We start from the raw sequence: 17,767 nt of genomic DNA, 5'->3' as shown, positions 1-17,767 counted from the left end.
CGCACTTCTCCCCGAAGCACCAGTGCTGCCCTCTCCAGTTCTTAAGCAGTTGCTGAGGCAATCACAGGTGCTGCGGCGAAGTTCGGATGCACCACGGCACCGCCATGCGTCAGCATCGTCGCCTTGACGAGTTCGTCCTCGACATTGAGAGCCAGCGCCTTGGTTTCCTTGCCAACCATGGTCTCAAGGAAGGTCACCAGGTTCTTGGCATAGAGTGCCGAAGCCGAAGCCGCGATACGGCCCGGCATATTGGTATACCCGACGACCTTGACGCCCTCGACCTCGACCACCTGATCGGCAACCGCACCCTCGACATTGCCGCCGCGCTCGACAGCGAGGTCGATAGCGATCGAGCCGGGCTTCATGGCCTTCAGCATCTCGCGGGTGATCAGCCGTGGTGCCGGACGGCCGGGGATCAACGCCGTGGTGATGACGATATCCTGCTTGGCCAGATGCTCGGCGGTCAGCACCGCCTGCTTGGCCTTGTATTCCGCCGACATTTCCTTGGCATAGCCGCCGGATGTCTCGGCCGCCTTGAACTCGTCATCCTCGACCGCGATGAACTTGGCGCCGAGCGAGGCGACCTGTTCCTTTGAGGCGGGACGAACATCGGTAGCGGAGACCACAGCGCCGAGGCGCCGCGCTGTGGCGATCGCCTGCAGGCCGGCAACGCCGGCACCCATGACGAAAACCTTGGCCGCAGGAACTGTACCCGCAGCCGTCATCATCATCGGCATGGCCCGGTCATATTCGGACGCCGCCTCGATCACGGCCTGGTAACCGGCAAGATTGGCCTGCGACGACAGAACGTCCATAGACTGCGCCCGGGTGATGCGCGGCATCAGCTCCATCGCGAATGCCGAAACACCGGCCTTGGCCATATCCGCCAATGCCTGATCATTGCCATAGGGATCCATGATCGCCAGCACGATGGCACCGGACTTATAGCCGGAAACCTCGACCGCCGTCGGACGGCGCACTTTCAGCACCACATCAGCGCTCGCGGCATCTGCAGCCGAGCCGATCACAGCACCGGCCTTCTCGAACTCACTATCGGGAATGCGTGACAAAAGACCGGCACCGGCCTGAACGACAACCTCGAAACCGAGGGTCTTGAGCTTCTTCACACTTTCAGGTGACGCCGCAATACGGCCCTCGCCCGGAAATGTTTCCAACGGTATGAATACGATCTCTGCCACAGGTTCCTCCCTGAGACGGGCGGGAACACGGCGGGCCGCGATTTCCACTCTCCCGTTCACTCGATAATCGCGCCTTGGTCCACCCTGCGCGCATGTCTCTCCCGGCCCGGCAATCACCGGGCCATGGAAAAGCCGGCACCTCACTCCCAAGTGCCGATTTCGTCAAAACTTTGGAAAACCGGTCAGCGCAGAAGCACGAAGCCGGCGATATTGAGGAGAATGAACAGGACGAAAGCTGTGAAGAAACCGGCGCTGGTGAAGAAACCGGCAGCCATGGCGATCAGCAGCGCAACGCAGAAGATCGTGACGATTTTCGAGCCTTCGAGGAAGAATTTGTAGGTCTTCTCGTGTTCGGCATAATCCATCGGTGCGCCCAGTTCGGCCGGTCCGGAATGATGTTCAGCCATCGTCCATATCTCCCTGAAATTCAGCTGCGCCCTACCCTACCCTTGGCGGCGAGCGCGGCATCTCGTCTCTATTCCATTCTATACGCATCCAGAGTGCCCGAAAGCAACGATCACGCATAGGTGGCCTTACACAAAGCCACAGTCAAACGCAACGAAAACTGCAGGCGCAACATGCGGCATAACGGTTCGGCAAGCGGGCATTCCAGCCCTCTGAAAATCCGATCAGCCCTGGCTGCGCGCGCGGCTCTGCATCGTCAACGCCAGACGCGCGGTCGGCAGGACCGTCAGCGGCGCATATTGGGCCTCCCGATCGTCACCGAACATCATGCGCCGCTCGAATGGCTCTGAATCGAAGAATGGGAACCGGGTATAGAGCCAAGGGCGTATTTCGCGGACGCGGGCAGCGAGCAATGTCAGGTCGATGTTGTAGTTGCCGCAATTCTTCTGCGGAGAGACGATCGTGTCGGCATCGAATACCCGTTTATAGAAGGCGGCATGCTGCGGCTTGACCAGAGACAGACAGCGGTCGACGTCGAAATGCTCGGACGCCATCGTCGCAACACGCAAGGTGAGATAGGGGATGGCCGGCATTTCCCGCAGGATTTCCGGATCGGCGGCGAGGCGGACGGGATCGATCAACGTCAGGCCGGCATCCAGAAAACTGTCGATCTCCGCTCCGAAGACGGAACCGGACGAGCTGATCCGATGCTCGGGCGTTACATGATGCACCCGCACGGTGCTGATCAGCCGCTCTTCGAAATAGATCCCGAAAACATAGGCGTGGCTGTCGAAATCGATGTCATCGATGAGCATCGTGCCGGACAAGGGCAATATGTCGGCCATCTTGTAGGCTTTGAAACGGATGCGGGCGACATCTTCCATGTCCTCCCCCGACAAGACCCGGCGATACTCGACACGATCCAACAGGTCCAGCAGTCGCTCTGAAAACCTGTTCTGCTGCTCCGCTTTCATTTCATCAAACGCCCCCGTTGAAGGGGGCATTCATCTTCTAAACGGAGGCACCTCACAATATTTTAATAGATTATTAAGCATAAACCATTTGTTAAGGTTAACAGACAGTTAATGCTAAATTACTAATGCGCTTTTTGATCGCTTAACATCGTGAAACAGGCGGTAAATCCGGTGTCCCGAACCTTCGCAGGATTGGGTCACGAACAAACACGGAGAAAGGCTGGAAATCTACGCGGTGCGCCGATTGCGCCGTTTTGGCACGGAAAGCTTCTTCAGCAGTGTATCCGACAGGCTTTCGATCGCCAGCGACGGCATGGGGGCAGCAAAGACATACCCCTGGATCAGGTCGGCACATTTGTACTGATTGATCAGCGCCAGCTGGTCGTTGGTCTCGACCCCTTCGATGACGATTTTCAATCCAAGCTCGCGCGACAGGTTGACCATGCCGCGCAGAAGTTTGAAGCGACGCGCGTCCTCGCGGATATTGCGCACGAAGGAGCGATCGATCTTGATGATATCCAGCGGCAGCGCATCGAGATAACTGAGGCTCGAATATCCGGTCCCAAAATCATCGATGGCGATGGTAATGCCGCGGGCGCGCAATTCCTGGAGGATTGTCTGCACCTTGGCCGCCTCTTCCATCAGGCAACTCTCCGTCACCTCAAGGTGAAGCCGGGATGGATCCAGTCCGGTTTCGGATAGAATATCCGTGACGATCGGGATGATTTCGCCATTGCGCAGATCAAGAACGGAGAGATTGACGGAAACGGCAATGTGGCTGGGCCATTTCAGGCAATCGAGACAGGCCTGGCGCAGCATGAATTTGGTAATACTGGAAACGACGCCGATTTCTTCGGCCAACTGAATGAAGACGTCCGGTGGAACCGGACCGCGCTCGGGATGGATCCAGCGCGCGAGCGCCTCGCAGCATTCGATACGCGATCCGTCGGCGAGGAACATCGGCTGATAGGCAACCGATAGCCCTCCCGTGTCAATTGCCTCGCGAAGATCGGTCTTCAGTTTCTGCCGGTCGAGATAGTTCGCATCCATTTCCGCTTCGAATGCGGTACAGCTTCCTTTCTCGCGGTTCTTGCTCTCGAACAGCGCAAGGTCGGCCTTGATCTGCATGTCTTCGAGACGGAAGTCGGAACTATCGGCAATCACATAGCCGGCGCTCATCGAAATATTGAAGGTAAAGCCGCTGGCGAGATAGGCACCGCGCATCTGCGCGTGCACCGCCCGCATACGCTCTTCCAGAAGACGCCGGTTGCTTTCGCCCGAAAAGAACAAGACGAATTCGTCGCCCATCAGGCGTGCAGCAATTGCCTTGTCTCCCGTTACCTTCTTCAATCTTTCGGAGATCGCACACAACAGTCTGTCGCCGACTACATGGCCGCGCGTGTCGTTGACATGCTTGAACTCGGCGACATCGAGAACCATGAAACCGGTCAGCCCAGTGCGGTTTTGATCGGCAAGCGCATTGCTGACCAGTTCGGCGAAGTAGTCGCGATTGGGCAGGCCCGTCAGCGTATCGAACCGCACCATTTGCAGGATCTTCTTCTCCGCCCGCACACGCGCTGTCACGTCTTCGAAGATCAGCACGACACCGCCACTGGCTCGCCGGCTCGCAGAAAATTCGAGGAACAGATCATCAGAAAAAGGGATGAGCGCGCGCGACTGCATGCCCTGCATCAACTGGTCCAGCTGCTTCAGGACCTGCTTGGCCTGATCCTGCTCCAGGAATGTATGACGGACACCATAGCGCAGCACCGCATCGAGATGGCAATCCTTGAGGCGTTCCCGGTCGCCGAGATTGAGAAGCTCGCAGGCCCGCCGGTTGGCGACCAGGATACGGTTGTCGGCATCAAGCATGAACAGGCCATGCGGCATATTGTTCAGGGCGAGGTCGAACCGCCCGGCAATCGTCGATATTTCACGGGCAGCCAGCACATTCCTGTGCAAGGTTTCGCGCACGCCGCGCGCCATCGACCAGGTCGTGAGAATGAACGGCACGATCAAGACGGCAAGCAGCGCCATGAACCCGTCCATCAGGCCAAGCAGGCCGAGGATGATCGGACCGCAAGCCGACAGGGACATGACGACGACCGCACGGGCAGAACCGTAATTGCGGCCGACGAGGGAAACCATGGTGGCGAGCGTCACGGAAATGCAGGCGAGCTCTGCAAATGGGTCGCGGCTGACAAGAATGGCATAGCCGCAGGCCGTGCCGAGCGTAATAGTGGCGCAGACACCACCGGCATTATAGCGGTTTTCCCAGAGGCGAATGCCTTCAAAATCCAGCGACGCGAGATTCGCGCGGTCGAACCGGCGCATGTCAATGCCGCGCACGAACCAGATCAGCACAATCGCGATTGCACAGCCGATGAAAAAGGGGTCGTAGGTTTTTGCAAAAACCAGCAGAAATGTCACGACATGCGACAGCATGCCGATCAACAATGTCTGACGGTAATCGTAGAGCGAGCTTACGAACGAAAGGTACACATCGGTCGGAAGAGCGCTCTGTTCATTTGACTTCATGAACCCCCTGCTCCGGTTTGGCGAAGTGTTATTCCCGAGGGTTTAACGAAAGATTTCGCACGCTTACCGGAAAAAATCTTCCCATATATTACAGGCCATGGTCCAGATGCTGCGTTATTGAAATATTTCAACCCAGTATTGCAGCCACACCTAAAGACTATCGATTTTTCGCAACCCTGCATGGATTCGGCCGCCAGCGGGTTACCCGGCGTCCTCCGCCCGGAAATTTCTTGAGGCTGGGTTCGCTCTTTTATCTGCAGGAATGGTTACTCCAGTTCTAAAGGATATGGCCAAATCTTGCCCGTTCAACCAACGTCAACAGCGGTTGGCAATTTTCTTCAACGGAGTTGACTTTATTGCGTGGCTGACCGCAATGGCTTGACTGGACAGATACACAGGTGGAGACCCGCAATGCCTAAACCCGTTGTTGCCATACCCGCTGATTTCAGATCCTTCGATGGCAACGTCTGGCATGCCACGCCGCATCAATATGTGCGCGCTGCCGTCGAAGGCTCCGGCGTGATGACATTCCTCGTTCCGGCCCTCGAGACCGGCAATGATGCCGACGAAATCCTCGACCGGGTGGATGGCGTTCTTGTCAGTGGATCGCGTACCAATGTGCATCCCTCACTGTATGGACAGGATGCGACAGAAGCCGACGGCCCCTTCGATCCGGGCCGCGACGCGACGAGCCTGCCGCTGATCCGCCGCGCGCTGGAACGCGGCGTCCCGTTGCTCGCCATCTGCCGTGGCATACAGGAATTGAACGTTGCGCTGGGCGGCACGCTGGCAAATGAAATTCAGGACATGCCGGGCATTTCAGATCACCGCAAGCCAGACGTACCCGAACTCGACGTCGCCTACGGCATTCGCCAGTCCGTCATCGTCAAGGAAGGCAGCTGTCTTGCCTCGGTGCTCGGCGCCGGCGAAGTTCAGGTGAACTCGCTGCACCGGCAGGCAATCTCGAAGGCCGCGCCGCGCCTTGCCGTTGAAGCCGTTGCCGAGGATGGCACGATCGAGGCCGTCTCCGTCATCGATGCCAAAGCCTTTGCCGTTGGCGTACAATGGCATCCGGAATACTGGGTCGGCAAGGACGCTCCGTCCTCGACCCTGTTTCAGGCATTCGGCGACGCGGTTCGCGCCTATGCGGCGGCGAAGAAAAAAGCCTGACGGCCTTTAGGCCGTCTTCCGCTTGAATGGTGTCTCTGCAACCGGCGTCAATGCGGCTCCGGTCTCGAACCACGCAACGAGATTGTCCACGACCAGATCGGCCATGGCATTGCGCGTAGCCTGCGATGCGGAGCCGACATGCGGCAGCAGCGAGGCATTCGGCAGCGCCAGAAGAGCCTCGGGGACATGCGGTTCGTTCTCAAAGACATCCAGACCGGCAGCAGCGATCACGCCGCGCTGGAGGGCATCGGCGAGGGCCGCCTCGTCCACAGTCGTGCCGCGCCCGACATTGATCAGCACACCTTGCGGCCCCAAGGCTTGCAGAACCTCAGCATTGACTGTCTTGCGCGTGCTATCTGTTCCGGGCACGATCACGATGATCGTATCGACCGCTTCCGCCATGCCTTTGAGCGTCGGATAATGGGTGTAGGCTAGGCCTTCGCGCGGCGTGCGGGTGTGATAGGCGATGGAGACGCCAAAAGCTTCCAGACGCTTGGCGATCGCCAGTCCGATACGGCCGAGGCCGTAAAGGCCGACCGTGCGGCCGCGCAGCGTCAAAGGCGAAAGCGCAAAGGCGCCATCCTTGGCCCAACGTCCCTGCCGCAGCCATTGTTCGGCCGCCGGAAAACGCCGCAACGTATTGAGCAGCAAACCGATTGCCGTATCGGCCACCTCTTCCGTCAGCACGTCAGGCGTGTTGGTGACAACGACTCCACGCTTGGCCGCATGTCCGGCATCAACACCATCGTAGCCGACGCCAAAGTTGGCGATGATTTCGAGGTTGGGAAATGCGTCGATGAAACCGGCTGGAATTTTGCCCTGGACGGCGATACCGGAGATACCGGACGCAAGGTCAGCCGTCACCAATTCGGGATCAGCGGCTGCAACGAAGACAGGGTCGAACGTCTTCGGCAAACGATCGAGCACACGCTGGCTCATCTTTCCGGGCACGAGAATACGCGGGCGGCCATTGGACATGGTTTGCTCCTTGCGGAATGGGATCGGATTACTCGGTGGGATTGGGGCGAAGCGGCCCGGTCGACTGGCGGATCCGCATTTCGGGCTTGATCAGATGAATACCGTCCGGCTCGTGGCTGCCGTTCAGCTTGTCGAGCAGCGCGCGGGCCGCACTGCGGCCGACATCGGACTGGCCATTCCAGACAGTCGTCAGCGCCGGTGTCGAGATCGACGCTTCTTCAAGATCGTCGTAACCGGTGACCGACACATCGCGGCCGGGAACGAGACCGGCGCGGGCAATGCCGTTCATCATGCCGATGGCGACAAGATCGTTCCAGCAGACGACGGCCGTCGGCTTTTGCGGCAGGGAAAGCAGATGAACAGCGGCCTCGAAGCCGCCTTGCATCGAGCGGGGACCGGGAATGCGCAGGTCCGGATCGACATCGATATTGGCCTTGCGCAACGCGTTGACGTAACCCTGATACCGGTCACGGCCTGTCGAGGTCTGGTCCGTACCGCCAACCATGGCAATGACGCGGTGACCGAGGCTGATCAGGTGGTTGGTGGCAAGCGAGATGCCATAGGCGTCGTCGCCCCTGAAGATCGGTACATCGAGGCCCTCGATCGAGCGGGCAATCAGGATCGCCGGCATGCCATTGTCTTCGGCAAGCTGGATATCCTCCGGCGGCGTACCGATAGCCGGCGACATGATGACACCGTCGCCACCGAGCTGCAGCAGGGTTTCGATAAAGGCGCGTTGCTTTTCGACGGAATCATAATGGTTGGACAGAATGAAAGTCTGCCGGTCGCGGTCGAGTTCGGCCTCGATGGCTTTCAGAATCTCGCCGTAGAACGGGTTCATGATGTCGTGCACGACGACACCGATAATGCCGGAGCGGGAGGTTCGAAGGCTGGCGGCGCGGCGATTGTAGATATAGCCGAGCGCGCGGGCCTGTTCCTTGATCTTGTCGCGGGTCATGGCGGCGACGAGAGGACTGTCGCGCAATGCCAGGGAAACGGTCGCCGTGGACACACCAAGCGTTTCCGCAATGGTGGAGAGCTTGATCTTCTGCGCCACGTTTCCCCCTCAAGTGTACCGGCTCAATACCGCTATTTTTAAATCCTCTTTAAACTGTTTAAATTGCCGCCGCAATCGCCAATTAAGGCAGGATTAGGAGAAGGCGTTAGTCGGCCGCAGCCGTACCCTGAAGATTGCCATCGACCGCGCGCAACAATTTCATCAGGGTCTTGATCTGTTTTTCGCTCAGGCCCTTGGTTGCCGTCTCCTCGGACGTCTTGCCCGCTTCAGCAATGGTCTGGAGACGATCACGGCCGTTGGTGGTGAGATAGACCTTGGTCAGCCGGGCATCCTCGTCGTCGGCCCTGCGCTCCAGAAACCCTTGGGCTTCCATGCGGCCAACGGTACGGGTCATGGTCGGCGCCTTGACGCCGAGCTTCATCGCCAGAACCCCGGCGGTCAGCCCGTCGGTTTCGGCCAGCGCCAGCATGACGCCGTCCTGTCCGGCATAGAGGCCGCTTTCGAGGAGATTGCGTGACAGCACAGTGCGCATCGAGCGCGCCGCCTGCACCAGCACCGATGCGAGGTCCTGCGCGTGGACTTCGACGTCGTGATGTTTTTTCTTGCCGCCCTTGGCTTTCTTTTCGGCCTTGCTCTTCTTTCCCATCGGTCCTCCACCAAATTTCTTGCACGGCCATCCGTCACCTGTATGACTCGAATGACCGCCATACCGCAAGTACAACCGAAAGGCTCTCAGGAGCATGACAGTCCCCGCACCGCGTTGGAAAGACAATGATTCCGATCTTCCGCCTGCAGCGAGAGCAGACTGGATTGCCGTGCTGCCGCTCGGCGCCCATGAACAGCACGGACCGCACCTGCCATTCGAAACCGATGCGCTGATCGCCGAGGGTTTTGCTGAACGGATCATCGCCCGTCTGCCGCCTGCCCTGCCCGTCACGTTTCTGCCGACCGAACCATTTGGGTATTCGATCGAACATCTGGATATCGAAGGCACGCGTTCGCTGGGATATGAAGAGGCGGTGACACGCTGGCTTGGCATCGCGCAGGACCTGAACGGCAAGGGCATCGGCAAATTCGTCATGCTGAACGCACACGGCGGCAATTCTCCGCTCATGACCATTGTCGCGACGGAAGCGCGGGTCCGGTTCAATATGCTGGCGGTGGCGACGAGTTGGACACGGTTCGGGCAGCCGGACGGCTGGATAAGGCCGGAAGACAAGGCGATCGATATCCATGGCGGTGATATCGAGACGTCGGTAATGCTGGCGATGTATCCGGACAGGGTGGATATGTCGAAGGCGCAGCGCTTCACGTCTCACCAGTCCGATTTCACCCATCGTTTCAAGCATCTGCGCGCCTATGGCCCGCACGCTTTCGGCTGGAAGATGTCGGACCTGAACGAGCAAGGCGTTGCCGGTAACGCGTCGGCGGCAACAGCCGAGCGCGGCGAACAGTTGATTGCCCATGCCGCGAGCGGCATTGTCGAATTGCTGGAGGACGTTGCAGCGTTCGATCTGACGACCCTCCGCTAGAAGCGGGTAACGTCGGAAGCAACCCGCTCAGTACGCATAAAAACGGCGCGAAGATTGCGCCTGCATTTGCGCTGGCGCTTTCCATCTCCTATATCAGCGATAACCCCATGCCCGAAGGCATCCCGATTTTTCCGAGGTTCCCATGACCGAAGCAACCACAGCTGCCGCCAAGCCCATTCCCGTCACCGTGCTCACCGGATATCTCGGCGCCGGCAAGACGACGCTCTTGAACCGCATCCTGACGGAAGCCCACGGCAAGAAATACGCCGTCATCGTCAACGAATTCGGCGAGATCGGCATCGACAACGATTTGATCGTCGAATCCGACGAAGAGATCTACGAAATGAACAATGGCTGCGTCTGCTGCACGGTGCGCGGCGACCTGATCCGCGTCGTCGAGGGCCTGATGCGCCGTCCGGGCCGTTTCGACGGCATCATCGTCGAGACCACTGGCCTTGCCGATCCAGTGCCGGTCGCCCAGACTTTCTTCATGGATGACGACGTGCGCGCCAAGACCGAGCTCGATGCCGTCATTGCGCTTGTCGATGCCAAGCACCTGCCGCTACGCCTGAAGGATTCGCGCGAGGCCGAAGACCAGATCGCCTTCGCTGACGTCGTCCTCTTGAACAAGACGGATCTCGTCACGCCGGAAGAGCTGGCAAAGATCGAAGCGACCGTACGCGCCATCAACCCGTCGGCCCGCATCCATCGCACAGAGCGCTCCAATATCGACCTGACCAAGGTGCTCGATCAGGGCGCCTTCAGCCTGGAACGGGCACTGGAAAACGAACCGCATTTCCTCGACCACGATGATCATCATGACCACGATCATGCCTGCGGCCCGGATTGTGGCCACGATCACCACCATCATGATCACGACCACCATCACCACGATCATGAGCATCACGGCCATGACCACCACGATCACGCCCCATCGCCAATCCACGACGTGACCGTACAATCGGTTTCCCTGCGTGGCGGCGAGATGAACGCAGACCGGTTCTTCCCCTGGATCCAGAAGATCACCCAGACGGAAGGCCCCAACATCCTGCGCCTCAAGGGCATCATCGCCTTCAAGGACGATCCGGAGCGTTACGTGGTTCAGGGCGTTCACATGATCATCGAAGGTGACCACCAGCGCGCCTGGAAGGATGGCGAAAAGCACGAGAGCCGTCTGGTCTTCATCGGCCGCGAACTGGACCGTGAAAAGCTCGAACGCACGTTCAAGGCTTGCGAGGCCGTTCCCGCTGAGGCCGCAGCTCACTGATGCCGACAGTTGCTCCTCTCGACCTTCAAGGTCACGTCGCCGGCGTGGCCTTTCTCGGCGACACCCCGTTCTTTGCCGAATCCTCCGGCCTCATCCACAGCCTCGATCACGGCCACAAAACCGTCGAAGCGCATGAGGGTCTGCTCTCGTGCATTCGCGACGAAGCCACTGACACACTGCTGACCGGCGGCGAGGATGGCAAGGTGCTGCGGATCAAGGCGGATGGCACTACGAGCGAACTCGCCAACGTCCCGCGCAAATGGATTTCGCAGGTTGCCGCCGGACCTCAAGGCGCGGTCGCCTATTCCTACGGCAAGACGGCCCATGTCCGGCTGGCCGATGGTACCGTCAAGGATTTTACCGAGGAGCGGACCGTTGAAGGCATCGCTTTCGCGCCAAAAGGCTTGCGCATTGCGCTTGCCCGCTACAATGGCGTCTCGCTGCATTGGGTGGCAATAGCAGGCCAGCCGGTCGATCTGGAATGGAAGGGTGCCCATACCGGCGTCACCTTCTCGCCGGATGGCCGTTTCGTCGTCACCTCGATGCAGGAAAACGCCCTGCACGGCTGGAAGCTCGACACCAAGCCAGGTGCCGAAACCCGCCATATGCGAATGACCGGCTATCCGGCCAAGATCAAATCCGTCTCCTGGTCCGCAAAGGGAAAATGGCTCGCCTCCTCCGGCGCACCGGCCGCCATCGTCTGGCCTTTCCAGGCCAAGGACGGCCCGATGGGCAAGGCACCGCTGGAACTCGGCACCCGCGCCAACATCATGGTGACGCAGGTCTGCTGCCATCCCGTCGAGGAAATCGCGGCGATCGGCTATGCCGATGGCATGATCATGGTGGTGCGCTTCACCGACAGCAAGGAAGTGCTGCTGCGCCGCCCCGGCAAGGGCGCGATATCAGCCATGGCCTGGAACAAGAACGGCCGGCAGCTTGCCTTCGGTTCGGAAGCGGGCGATTGCGGCGTGGTCGATATCGCCGGGTGACACCCGGCCTGGAACTTCGGCGGCAGGCTTGACGATCAGGACCTGCCGCGCGAAAATCGCTCATGCTCTTCAAGAATGATGTGCTCGCGGGGATCGCGAGAGGTGGCGTCACGCTGGCGTTTCGGCGCTGGCAGAAGCCGACCGTGCGGACCGGCGGCACTTTGCGCACGGCAGTCGGCGTGCTCGCCATCGATGCGATCGACGTCGTGGATGCGAGCGACGTCACCAATGAGGATGCCGCTCGGTCCGGCCATTCGTCGCTGGACAGGCTGCTTGCCGATATCGAGGGCCAACGCGCGGGTACCCTTTATCGGATCGCTTTTCATCTGGCAGGCACCGACCCGCGGCTGGAATTGCGGAACCTTACCGAGCTTGGGCCAACCGAACGCGAAGATCTTCGACGCCGCTTGACCGCACTCGATCGCGATGTTGCCTGGACATTGCAAACGCTTCGGCTGATCACTTCACACGAAGGCATCACTGCCGCAGAGCTTGCTGGAAATACCGGCTTTGAAAAAGCTGCGCTCAAGCAGAAAATCCGCAAGCTGAAAGAACTCGGCCTGACGGAAAGTCTGCAGAGCGGCTATCGCATCTCGCCGCGAGGGCGCGCATTCCTCGACAAAGTCTGAATGGCCGTCACCACGCCAATTCCACCTGCGGCCGACCGTTCGAGGTTTTCTCCACCGTTCTCCCGGTTTCATCGATCGTGCAGTGGACGCGCTTTCGAAACGCCGAGAAGCTGTCGAAAGTGACGACATCGACCGGTTCGTCGAAATCCAGCGTCAGCCGGTAGCGGCCGGGCTGGGCTGTTACCGCCTGCACGCCAAGGATTGTCGCTTCGAACGGCTGGCCGAGATAATGGCCCTTGACCCGCGAACCGAGCATCCACGGATTGAGTGGCGGCCGGTTTCCGGCCACGGCATGCAGCGTGTTCCAATCGCGAAAGCCGTATTGCGCGGCCAGAAGCTCCAGCGATTTCGAGTGAGTGATGTCCTGACCATCGGCGGCAAGACTGGCGCGCAGCCGTTTCGCCTGGTCTTTCAGGGCATCCAGTGAGGGAAGCGGGATCGATCCACGCATCGTTCAGTCTCCAACATGGAGCGTGCAGTCATTCGGAGGGAGCCCGCCTTGCCACCGTTCGCACGCCACAATCATGGACGACCGAAGAGGAACGAGAGACTTCACCAAAAGCTTTGAGCTTGCGGACGGCCGGGGCTCTCACCCGTTGGCGCGGCATGTAATCCATTGCGCAGATCCTGTCAAATACGGGCTCAACGAAAAACGGCGGACGTTACCATCAGGTATCGACCACCGTTGTCATGCAAGCCCGACCGGCCGCAGGGAGAGGAGGGGCTGGTGCCTCTCCCTGCGTCTCAAGTGTTAGCGGCGCTTTTTACCGCCATCACCAGAGAGAACACCGATGCCAAGAATACCGGTGTTGTTGCCGGAGAGGACGCCACTAAGAATGCCGTTTCCGCTGCCATTCAAGACGTTGTTGAGAACGTTGTTGCCGGAAAGGACGTCACCAACGTCCACAGCTGGCGCGATAACGATGCCGCCATTGGCGACGCCATTGCCCTTGCCATTGAACAGGCCAAGCGAGAGGCCACCGGCCGAAGCAGGAGAAACCGTCGCTGCAACAGCTGCGAGAGAGGCGAATGCGATGAATGCGGATTTGAAGTTCATGGTCGTTACCTCCGTTGTTCGTGCATCCCTTATGCACAACCCAGAGGATATGCTTGAAATTGGGACACTCAAGCAGATAAGGAATTCATAATAAATTGTTAAGCATAATAAATACAACTTTAACATTCATTACTAAATCATAACTTTCTCATATTTTTCTACCCGCAACAGCATTCGACGCCCTGCCCGCAGTCAACCATAGGAGTTATTTAACCATCTAACCCCAGAGTGTACTTAAGAAACCTTGCGTTGAGGAAATCACGATGCGCGCCTTGCTTATACCCGTGATGGCCACAGCATACCTGCTGTTGGCAACGGTGGCGCGGAGTGAGACAACTGTCGAATATTGGACCAGACAGGGTTATTCAAGCAACCTTTTGGAAAGCCCGGAGCCACTTTCTGGACCATTCTGGCAAGGCTCCCTCAGGCTGAGGGGAACAATCGGCCAGGATGACGCAAAGCTCAGCTACACGATCTATCAGGAAGAACTGCGCACAGGTGCCTACCGGTTTGGTGACACGCATGAAACAGGATTCAACCTTGGATATGCACAACAGCTCGGCAAGGAAACCATTGTCGAGCTTGAGGGTTCCTACATTCGCAACAGCTCCGGAGACGTCTTCCTGCAACTTCCGGAAAACATCATCGGATATAGGGCCGTGGATCGCGCGATTCAGATCGGCGGAAAAATTACAACCACTGCGTTTGGCGACAAATCGGCTTTCACAGCCAAGATAAGCCAATTGCTCAAAGGTGACGCGCACTTCACGACCAACTTGCTGAGACCGGCCAAGCTGGATCCCGATGTCGGGCTTCTGACCCTTGGCGCCAGCCGTTTCATCGCGGCCAAAGGCGGGGAACTCTGTCTCTGCCTCGAGTATAATCAATCGATGATCGACAGGGACGAGCAGGCCGTCTACGCCCGCTTCCCAGCCTCGACCTTGCGCGGCTCCCTCGCCTACGGCAAGGAGTTCACAAGCAGCCTCTCATTGATCGCGGAAGCCGGTATCATCGTGCTGTCCAGCGATGACCTCAGCCATGGAGGACGACAGAGCCGGCCCTATCTGCGCGGCGAGGCGAAATGGAAAGCTCCGGCCGGGCTCGAATTCGCTGCCGCCTACAAGCATGACGTCGCCATTGGCGACATTGACGACGCGCTGGCGGAAATTGTTGACAGCTACAAGATTTCGGTCTCACGCCAACTCAACCCATGGGCAAAGCTTACGCTCGCCTACGATCGCAGCGAAAGTGAATATGTCTATTATATCTATGACAGAACGACACGGAACGTCTCGGTCAAGCTGACGCTCGGGGAGGAGAAGAAGCCGAAGCTCGAACTCGGCTATGCCTATGTCAGGCAGACAGAGGCGGACCCCGCCAACAATTACAAGGGCAGCGAGGTCACGGCGCGTGTCAGTGGCTCCTTCTAGAGAAGGATTCCGCTGGCAAGTGCCACCGTACCCAAGAGCACGGTATCTGCTTGCATCAAGCCGCCCGGCGCATCCGCGGCATGGCAAGCTTGCGGCCACTGGCGACCAGCATGCCGGCAGCGCCCTCCAGCCAGCCATCTTTCAGTTCGATCGCCAGAAAACGGCTGCGCTCGAACGGACCGGGCATGACGAGGTGCTGCGCCTTTTCGGCGAAAAAGCCGAAGCGCTCGTAATATGGCGCATCGCCAACCAGCAGGATGGCACCGTGACCACGGGACTTCGCCTCGCCGATCGCCGCACGCATCAGCGCGCCGCCGATGCCTTTGCCCTCATGGGCACAATCAACAGCCAGCGGACCAAGCATGAGCGCATCAACGGGCATGCCTTCATGGCTAACGCCGGCTTCAACATTCCACAGGCGAACAGTACCGATGACATGACCATCCGGGTCGCGGGCAACCAGCGCCAAGCCTTCGGCCGGCACGCGGCCGCGGCGCAGCGTCTCGGACGACTTGCGGCGGCGGTTCGGACCCATGGTCAGGTCAAGCAGGTTTTCGCGCGCGACGACGTCGCCCGGATTTTCCATGTCGATGGTGAAGGCATTCTGCGCAAAGAAAGCGCGGACAGAATCAAGAACAGCGGCCATCTGGGCCTCCCGTACTCAAAACCGATTCAAACGGTATCGAAAACTAATTGTGAAGGTGCTGCCCCGGCTTGACCCGGAGCAGGCTTTTTAGAGGACGCCAATCAGATGACGTAGGACTTCAGCGGATCGAAACCGTTGAACGCCACGGCAGAATAGGTCGTCGTGTAGGCACCGGTGCCTTCGATCAGAACCTCGTCACCGATCGAAAGCGTGATCGGCAGCGGATACATGTTCTTCTCGTACAGCACGTCGGCCGAATCGCAGGTCGGGCCAGCCAGGACGCAAGGCTCCATTTCGTCGGCATCATGGATGGTGCGGATCGGGTAACGGATCGCTTCGTCCATGGTTTCGGCGAGACCGCCGAACTTGCCGATGTCGAGGAACACCCAGCGGTGGTTGTCATTATCCGACTTCTTCGAGATCAGGACGACTTCCGCCTTGATCACGCCGGCATTGCCAACCATGCCGCGGCCCGGCTCGATGATGGTTTCCGGGATGTTGTTGCCGAAGTGCTTGCGCAGCGAACCGAAGATCGCCTGGCCGTAGGCTTCAGCCGACGGCACGTCGCGCAGGTACTTGGTCGGAAAGCCGCCGCCCATGTTGACCATCTTGAGCTCGATGCCCTGCTTTGCCAGCTGCACGAAGACGCGCTTGGCGTCGGCGAGTGCCGAATCCCAGGCATCGACCTTGGTCATCTGCGAACCGACATGGAACGAGACGCCATGCGAGACGAGGCCCAGCTGATGAGCGTAGACGAGAACGTCGACAGCCATCTGCGGAACGCACCCAAACTTGCGCGACAACGGCCATTCGGCACCTTCGCCATCCGTGAGGACGCGGCAGAATACGCGGGCGCCGGGAGCGGCACGGGAGATCTTTTCGACTTCCTCATGGCTATCGACAGCAAACAGCGAAACGCCGAGCGCATGCGCCTTGGCGACATCGCGTTCCTTCTTGATGGTGTTGCCGAAGGAAACACGCGACGCAGTCGCACCGGCATCGAGCGCCATTTCGATTTCAGCGACGGACGCGCAATCGAAGTTGGAGCCCATGGAAGCGAGCAGGCGCAGGATTTCCGGCGACGGGTTTGCCTTGACGGCATAGTAGATCGAGCTATCCGGCAGAGCGTGACGGAAAGCCTTGAAATTGTCGCGCACGACATCGAGGTCAACCACAAGGCAAGGACCTTCGGGACGTCGGGTGTTCAGGAAGTCGATGATACGTGCAGTGGTCATAATTCTATCCAATCAGATACGCTCCACGAAGACGTGGAGGACAAAGGACATACGTGAACACGCCCCGGAACCAGCCGGTGGAGACCCCGGATCCAGACATGCGCACGATGCGCGAATGATGGAACAACGCCCTGCCAAGAGCTTTGATCCGCTTTGTCTGCCATTGATTGGAAGGATGACCCTACCGCACTTCCGGCAATGAAGGTGTGCCTCTTCAGTAACCCCCGCTGATGGAAAGCAGGGAGAGAACAAAAAGGCCCGCACCGTCGTTGCTTCAGATGTCCTCGCATTTTCCGGTTGGCCGGAGGAGCGACTGGAGGGGTTAATTCCAGGTACCTTACCGATTTCCTCACCAAATTCGAGGGTCGGCGGACACCCATGGGCACGTGCGACTTTGGGCTGAAACGGAGATAAGAAAAAACCTTGTCGTAATCAAGACTTTTTTCAAATTGGCTGTTGATTTTTTATGCGCGACAAAAGCCGTTAAGATGTTCACATTTCCTGAACAATCTCCGTGACGCCATCGCGAAAACCAAAGCCTTGTTTTAAGATCACTTTTAGGACGCTGCACCGAGGCTTGGCAAAATGCCAAACGTTAACATACGCAGCAGTCCTTCGACTTTCAGTGACGCCGGTCTATCGTCGCAATGACCCAAAAAAGCGAATCACGAATGGGGCATCAGCCCGAACAGGCAGGAAA

17 protein-coding genes are annotated in these 17,767 nt (G+C 58.8%); 6 read left to right on the top strand and 11 right to left on the bottom strand.

Features of this window, described 5'->3' with window-relative positions:
- Nucleotides 1-41: 41 nt before the first annotated feature.
- The 4 genes from R6X40_RS11340 to R6X40_RS11325 form a co-directional block, all read right to left on the bottom strand.
- Nucleotides 42-1,199: a Re/Si-specific NAD(P)(+) transhydrogenase subunit alpha gene (locus R6X40_RS11340; RefSeq protein ID WP_318413643.1), complete on the bottom strand. Its 1,158-nt coding sequence runs from the start codon at nt 1,197-1,199 to the stop codon at nt 42-44.
- 182 nt (nt 1,200-1,381) lie between these two features.
- Nucleotides 1,382-1,606 carry an aa3-type cytochrome c oxidase subunit IV gene (locus R6X40_RS11335; protein WP_318413641.1) on the bottom strand — a complete coding sequence of 75 codons (225 nt, stop codon included), beginning with the start codon at nt 1,604-1,606 and terminating at the stop codon, nt 1,382-1,384.
- 222 nt (nt 1,607-1,828) lie between these two features.
- Nucleotides 1,829-2,578 (bottom strand): N-acyl amino acid synthase FeeM domain-containing protein, encoded by a 750-nt coding sequence (locus R6X40_RS11330; RefSeq protein WP_318413639.1) that lies wholly within the window; start codon nt 2,576-2,578, stop codon nt 1,829-1,831.
- Nucleotides 2,579-2,806: 228 nt separating this feature from the next.
- A complete protein-coding gene (locus R6X40_RS11325; protein ID WP_318413638.1) occupies nt 2,807-5,116 on the bottom strand; it encodes a putative bifunctional diguanylate cyclase/phosphodiesterase in 2,310 nt (769 codons plus the stop codon).
- A gap of 411 nt (nt 5,117-5,527) precedes the next feature.
- On the opposite strand from R6X40_RS11325, the gene R6X40_RS11320 reads away from it, so the two are divergent.
- Nucleotides 5,528-6,286, top strand: a complete 759-nt coding sequence (locus R6X40_RS11320; RefSeq protein WP_318413636.1) for a gamma-glutamyl-gamma-aminobutyrate hydrolase family protein — start codon at nt 5,528-5,530, stop codon at nt 6,284-6,286.
- Nucleotides 6,287-6,292: 6 nt separating this feature from the next.
- Here R6X40_RS11320 and R6X40_RS11315 read toward each other — a convergent pair whose 3' ends face one another.
- The 3 genes from R6X40_RS11315 to R6X40_RS11305 form a co-directional block, all read right to left on the bottom strand.
- Nucleotides 6,293-7,264: a 2-hydroxyacid dehydrogenase gene (locus tag R6X40_RS11315; RefSeq protein ID WP_318413635.1), complete on the bottom strand. Its 972-nt coding sequence runs from the start codon at nt 7,262-7,264 to the stop codon at nt 6,293-6,295.
- A gap of 28 nt (nt 7,265-7,292) precedes the next feature.
- Nucleotides 7,293-8,321 (bottom strand): LacI family DNA-binding transcriptional regulator, encoded by a 1,029-nt coding sequence (locus tag R6X40_RS11310; protein ID WP_318413633.1) that lies wholly within the window; start codon nt 8,319-8,321, stop codon nt 7,293-7,295.
- A 106-nt stretch (nt 8,322-8,427) separates the two neighbouring features.
- Nucleotides 8,428-8,928 carry a MarR family winged helix-turn-helix transcriptional regulator gene (locus R6X40_RS11305; RefSeq protein WP_318413631.1) on the bottom strand — a complete coding sequence of 167 codons (501 nt, stop codon included), beginning with the start codon at nt 8,926-8,928 and terminating at the stop codon, nt 8,428-8,430.
- Nucleotides 8,929-9,022: 94 nt separating this feature from the next.
- Here R6X40_RS11305 and R6X40_RS11300 point away from each other — a divergent pair, with 94 nt between their 5' ends.
- The 4 genes from R6X40_RS11300 (at nt 9,023) to R6X40_RS11285 (ending at nt 12,699) form a co-directional block, all read left to right on the top strand.
- On the top strand, nt 9,023-9,814 hold the full coding sequence (locus R6X40_RS11300) for a creatininase family protein (RefSeq protein ID WP_318413629.1): 792 nt from the start codon (nt 9,023-9,025) through the stop codon (nt 9,812-9,814).
- A 142-nt stretch (nt 9,815-9,956) separates the two neighbouring features.
- On the top strand, nt 9,957-11,081 hold the full coding sequence (locus tag R6X40_RS11295; RefSeq protein WP_318413628.1) for a GTP-binding protein: 1,125 nt from the start codon (nt 9,957-9,959) through the stop codon (nt 11,079-11,081).
- Complete coding sequence (locus R6X40_RS11290) at nt 11,081-12,070, top strand: WD40 repeat domain-containing protein (RefSeq protein ID WP_318413627.1); 990 nt, start codon at nt 11,081-11,083, stop codon at nt 12,068-12,070. Before R6X40_RS11295 ends, R6X40_RS11290 begins: the two co-directional genes overlap by 1 nt.
- A gap of 62 nt (nt 12,071-12,132) precedes the next feature.
- Nucleotides 12,133-12,699: a hypothetical protein gene (locus R6X40_RS11285; RefSeq protein ID WP_318413626.1), complete on the top strand. Its 567-nt coding sequence runs from the start codon at nt 12,133-12,135 to the stop codon at nt 12,697-12,699.
- Between the two features lie 7 nt (nt 12,700-12,706).
- Here the strand turns inward: R6X40_RS11285 and R6X40_RS11280 are convergent, their stop codons facing one another.
- Nucleotides 12,707-13,150, bottom strand: a complete 444-nt coding sequence (locus R6X40_RS11280) for a glyoxalase superfamily protein (RefSeq protein WP_318413624.1) — start codon at nt 13,148-13,150, stop codon at nt 12,707-12,709.
- Between the two features lie 300 nt (nt 13,151-13,450).
- Nucleotides 13,451-13,756, bottom strand: a complete 306-nt coding sequence (locus tag R6X40_RS11275) for a hypothetical protein (RefSeq protein WP_318413621.1) — start codon at nt 13,754-13,756, stop codon at nt 13,451-13,453.
- 263 nt (nt 13,757-14,019) lie between these two features.
- Between R6X40_RS11275 and R6X40_RS11270 the strand changes: the two genes are divergently transcribed.
- Nucleotides 14,020-15,186: a hypothetical protein gene (locus tag R6X40_RS11270; RefSeq protein ID WP_318413618.1), complete on the top strand. Its 1,167-nt coding sequence runs from the start codon at nt 14,020-14,022 to the stop codon at nt 15,184-15,186.
- Between the two features lie 55 nt (nt 15,187-15,241).
- Here the strand turns inward: R6X40_RS11270 and R6X40_RS11265 are convergent, their stop codons facing one another.
- Both R6X40_RS11265 and odc2 read right to left on the bottom strand, forming a co-directional pair.
- Entirely contained in the window at nt 15,242-15,832 is a 591-nt protein-coding gene (locus R6X40_RS11265; RefSeq protein ID WP_318413615.1) for an N-acetyltransferase, read from the bottom strand.
- Nucleotides 15,833-15,933: 101 nt separating this feature from the next.
- Entirely contained in the window at nt 15,934-17,067 is a 1,134-nt protein-coding gene (gene odc2, locus R6X40_RS11260; RefSeq protein ID WP_318413612.1) for an ornithine/lysine decarboxylase, read from the bottom strand.
- Nucleotides 17,068-17,767 lie beyond the last annotated feature (700 nt).

It is taken from the genome of Rhizobium sp. PL01, from assembly GCF_033447125.1.
In the GTDB taxonomy this organism is placed as follows: domain Bacteria; phylum Pseudomonadota; class Alphaproteobacteria; order Rhizobiales; family Rhizobiaceae; genus Pararhizobium.
This window is presented reverse-complemented; position numbering and strand designations above follow the sequence as displayed.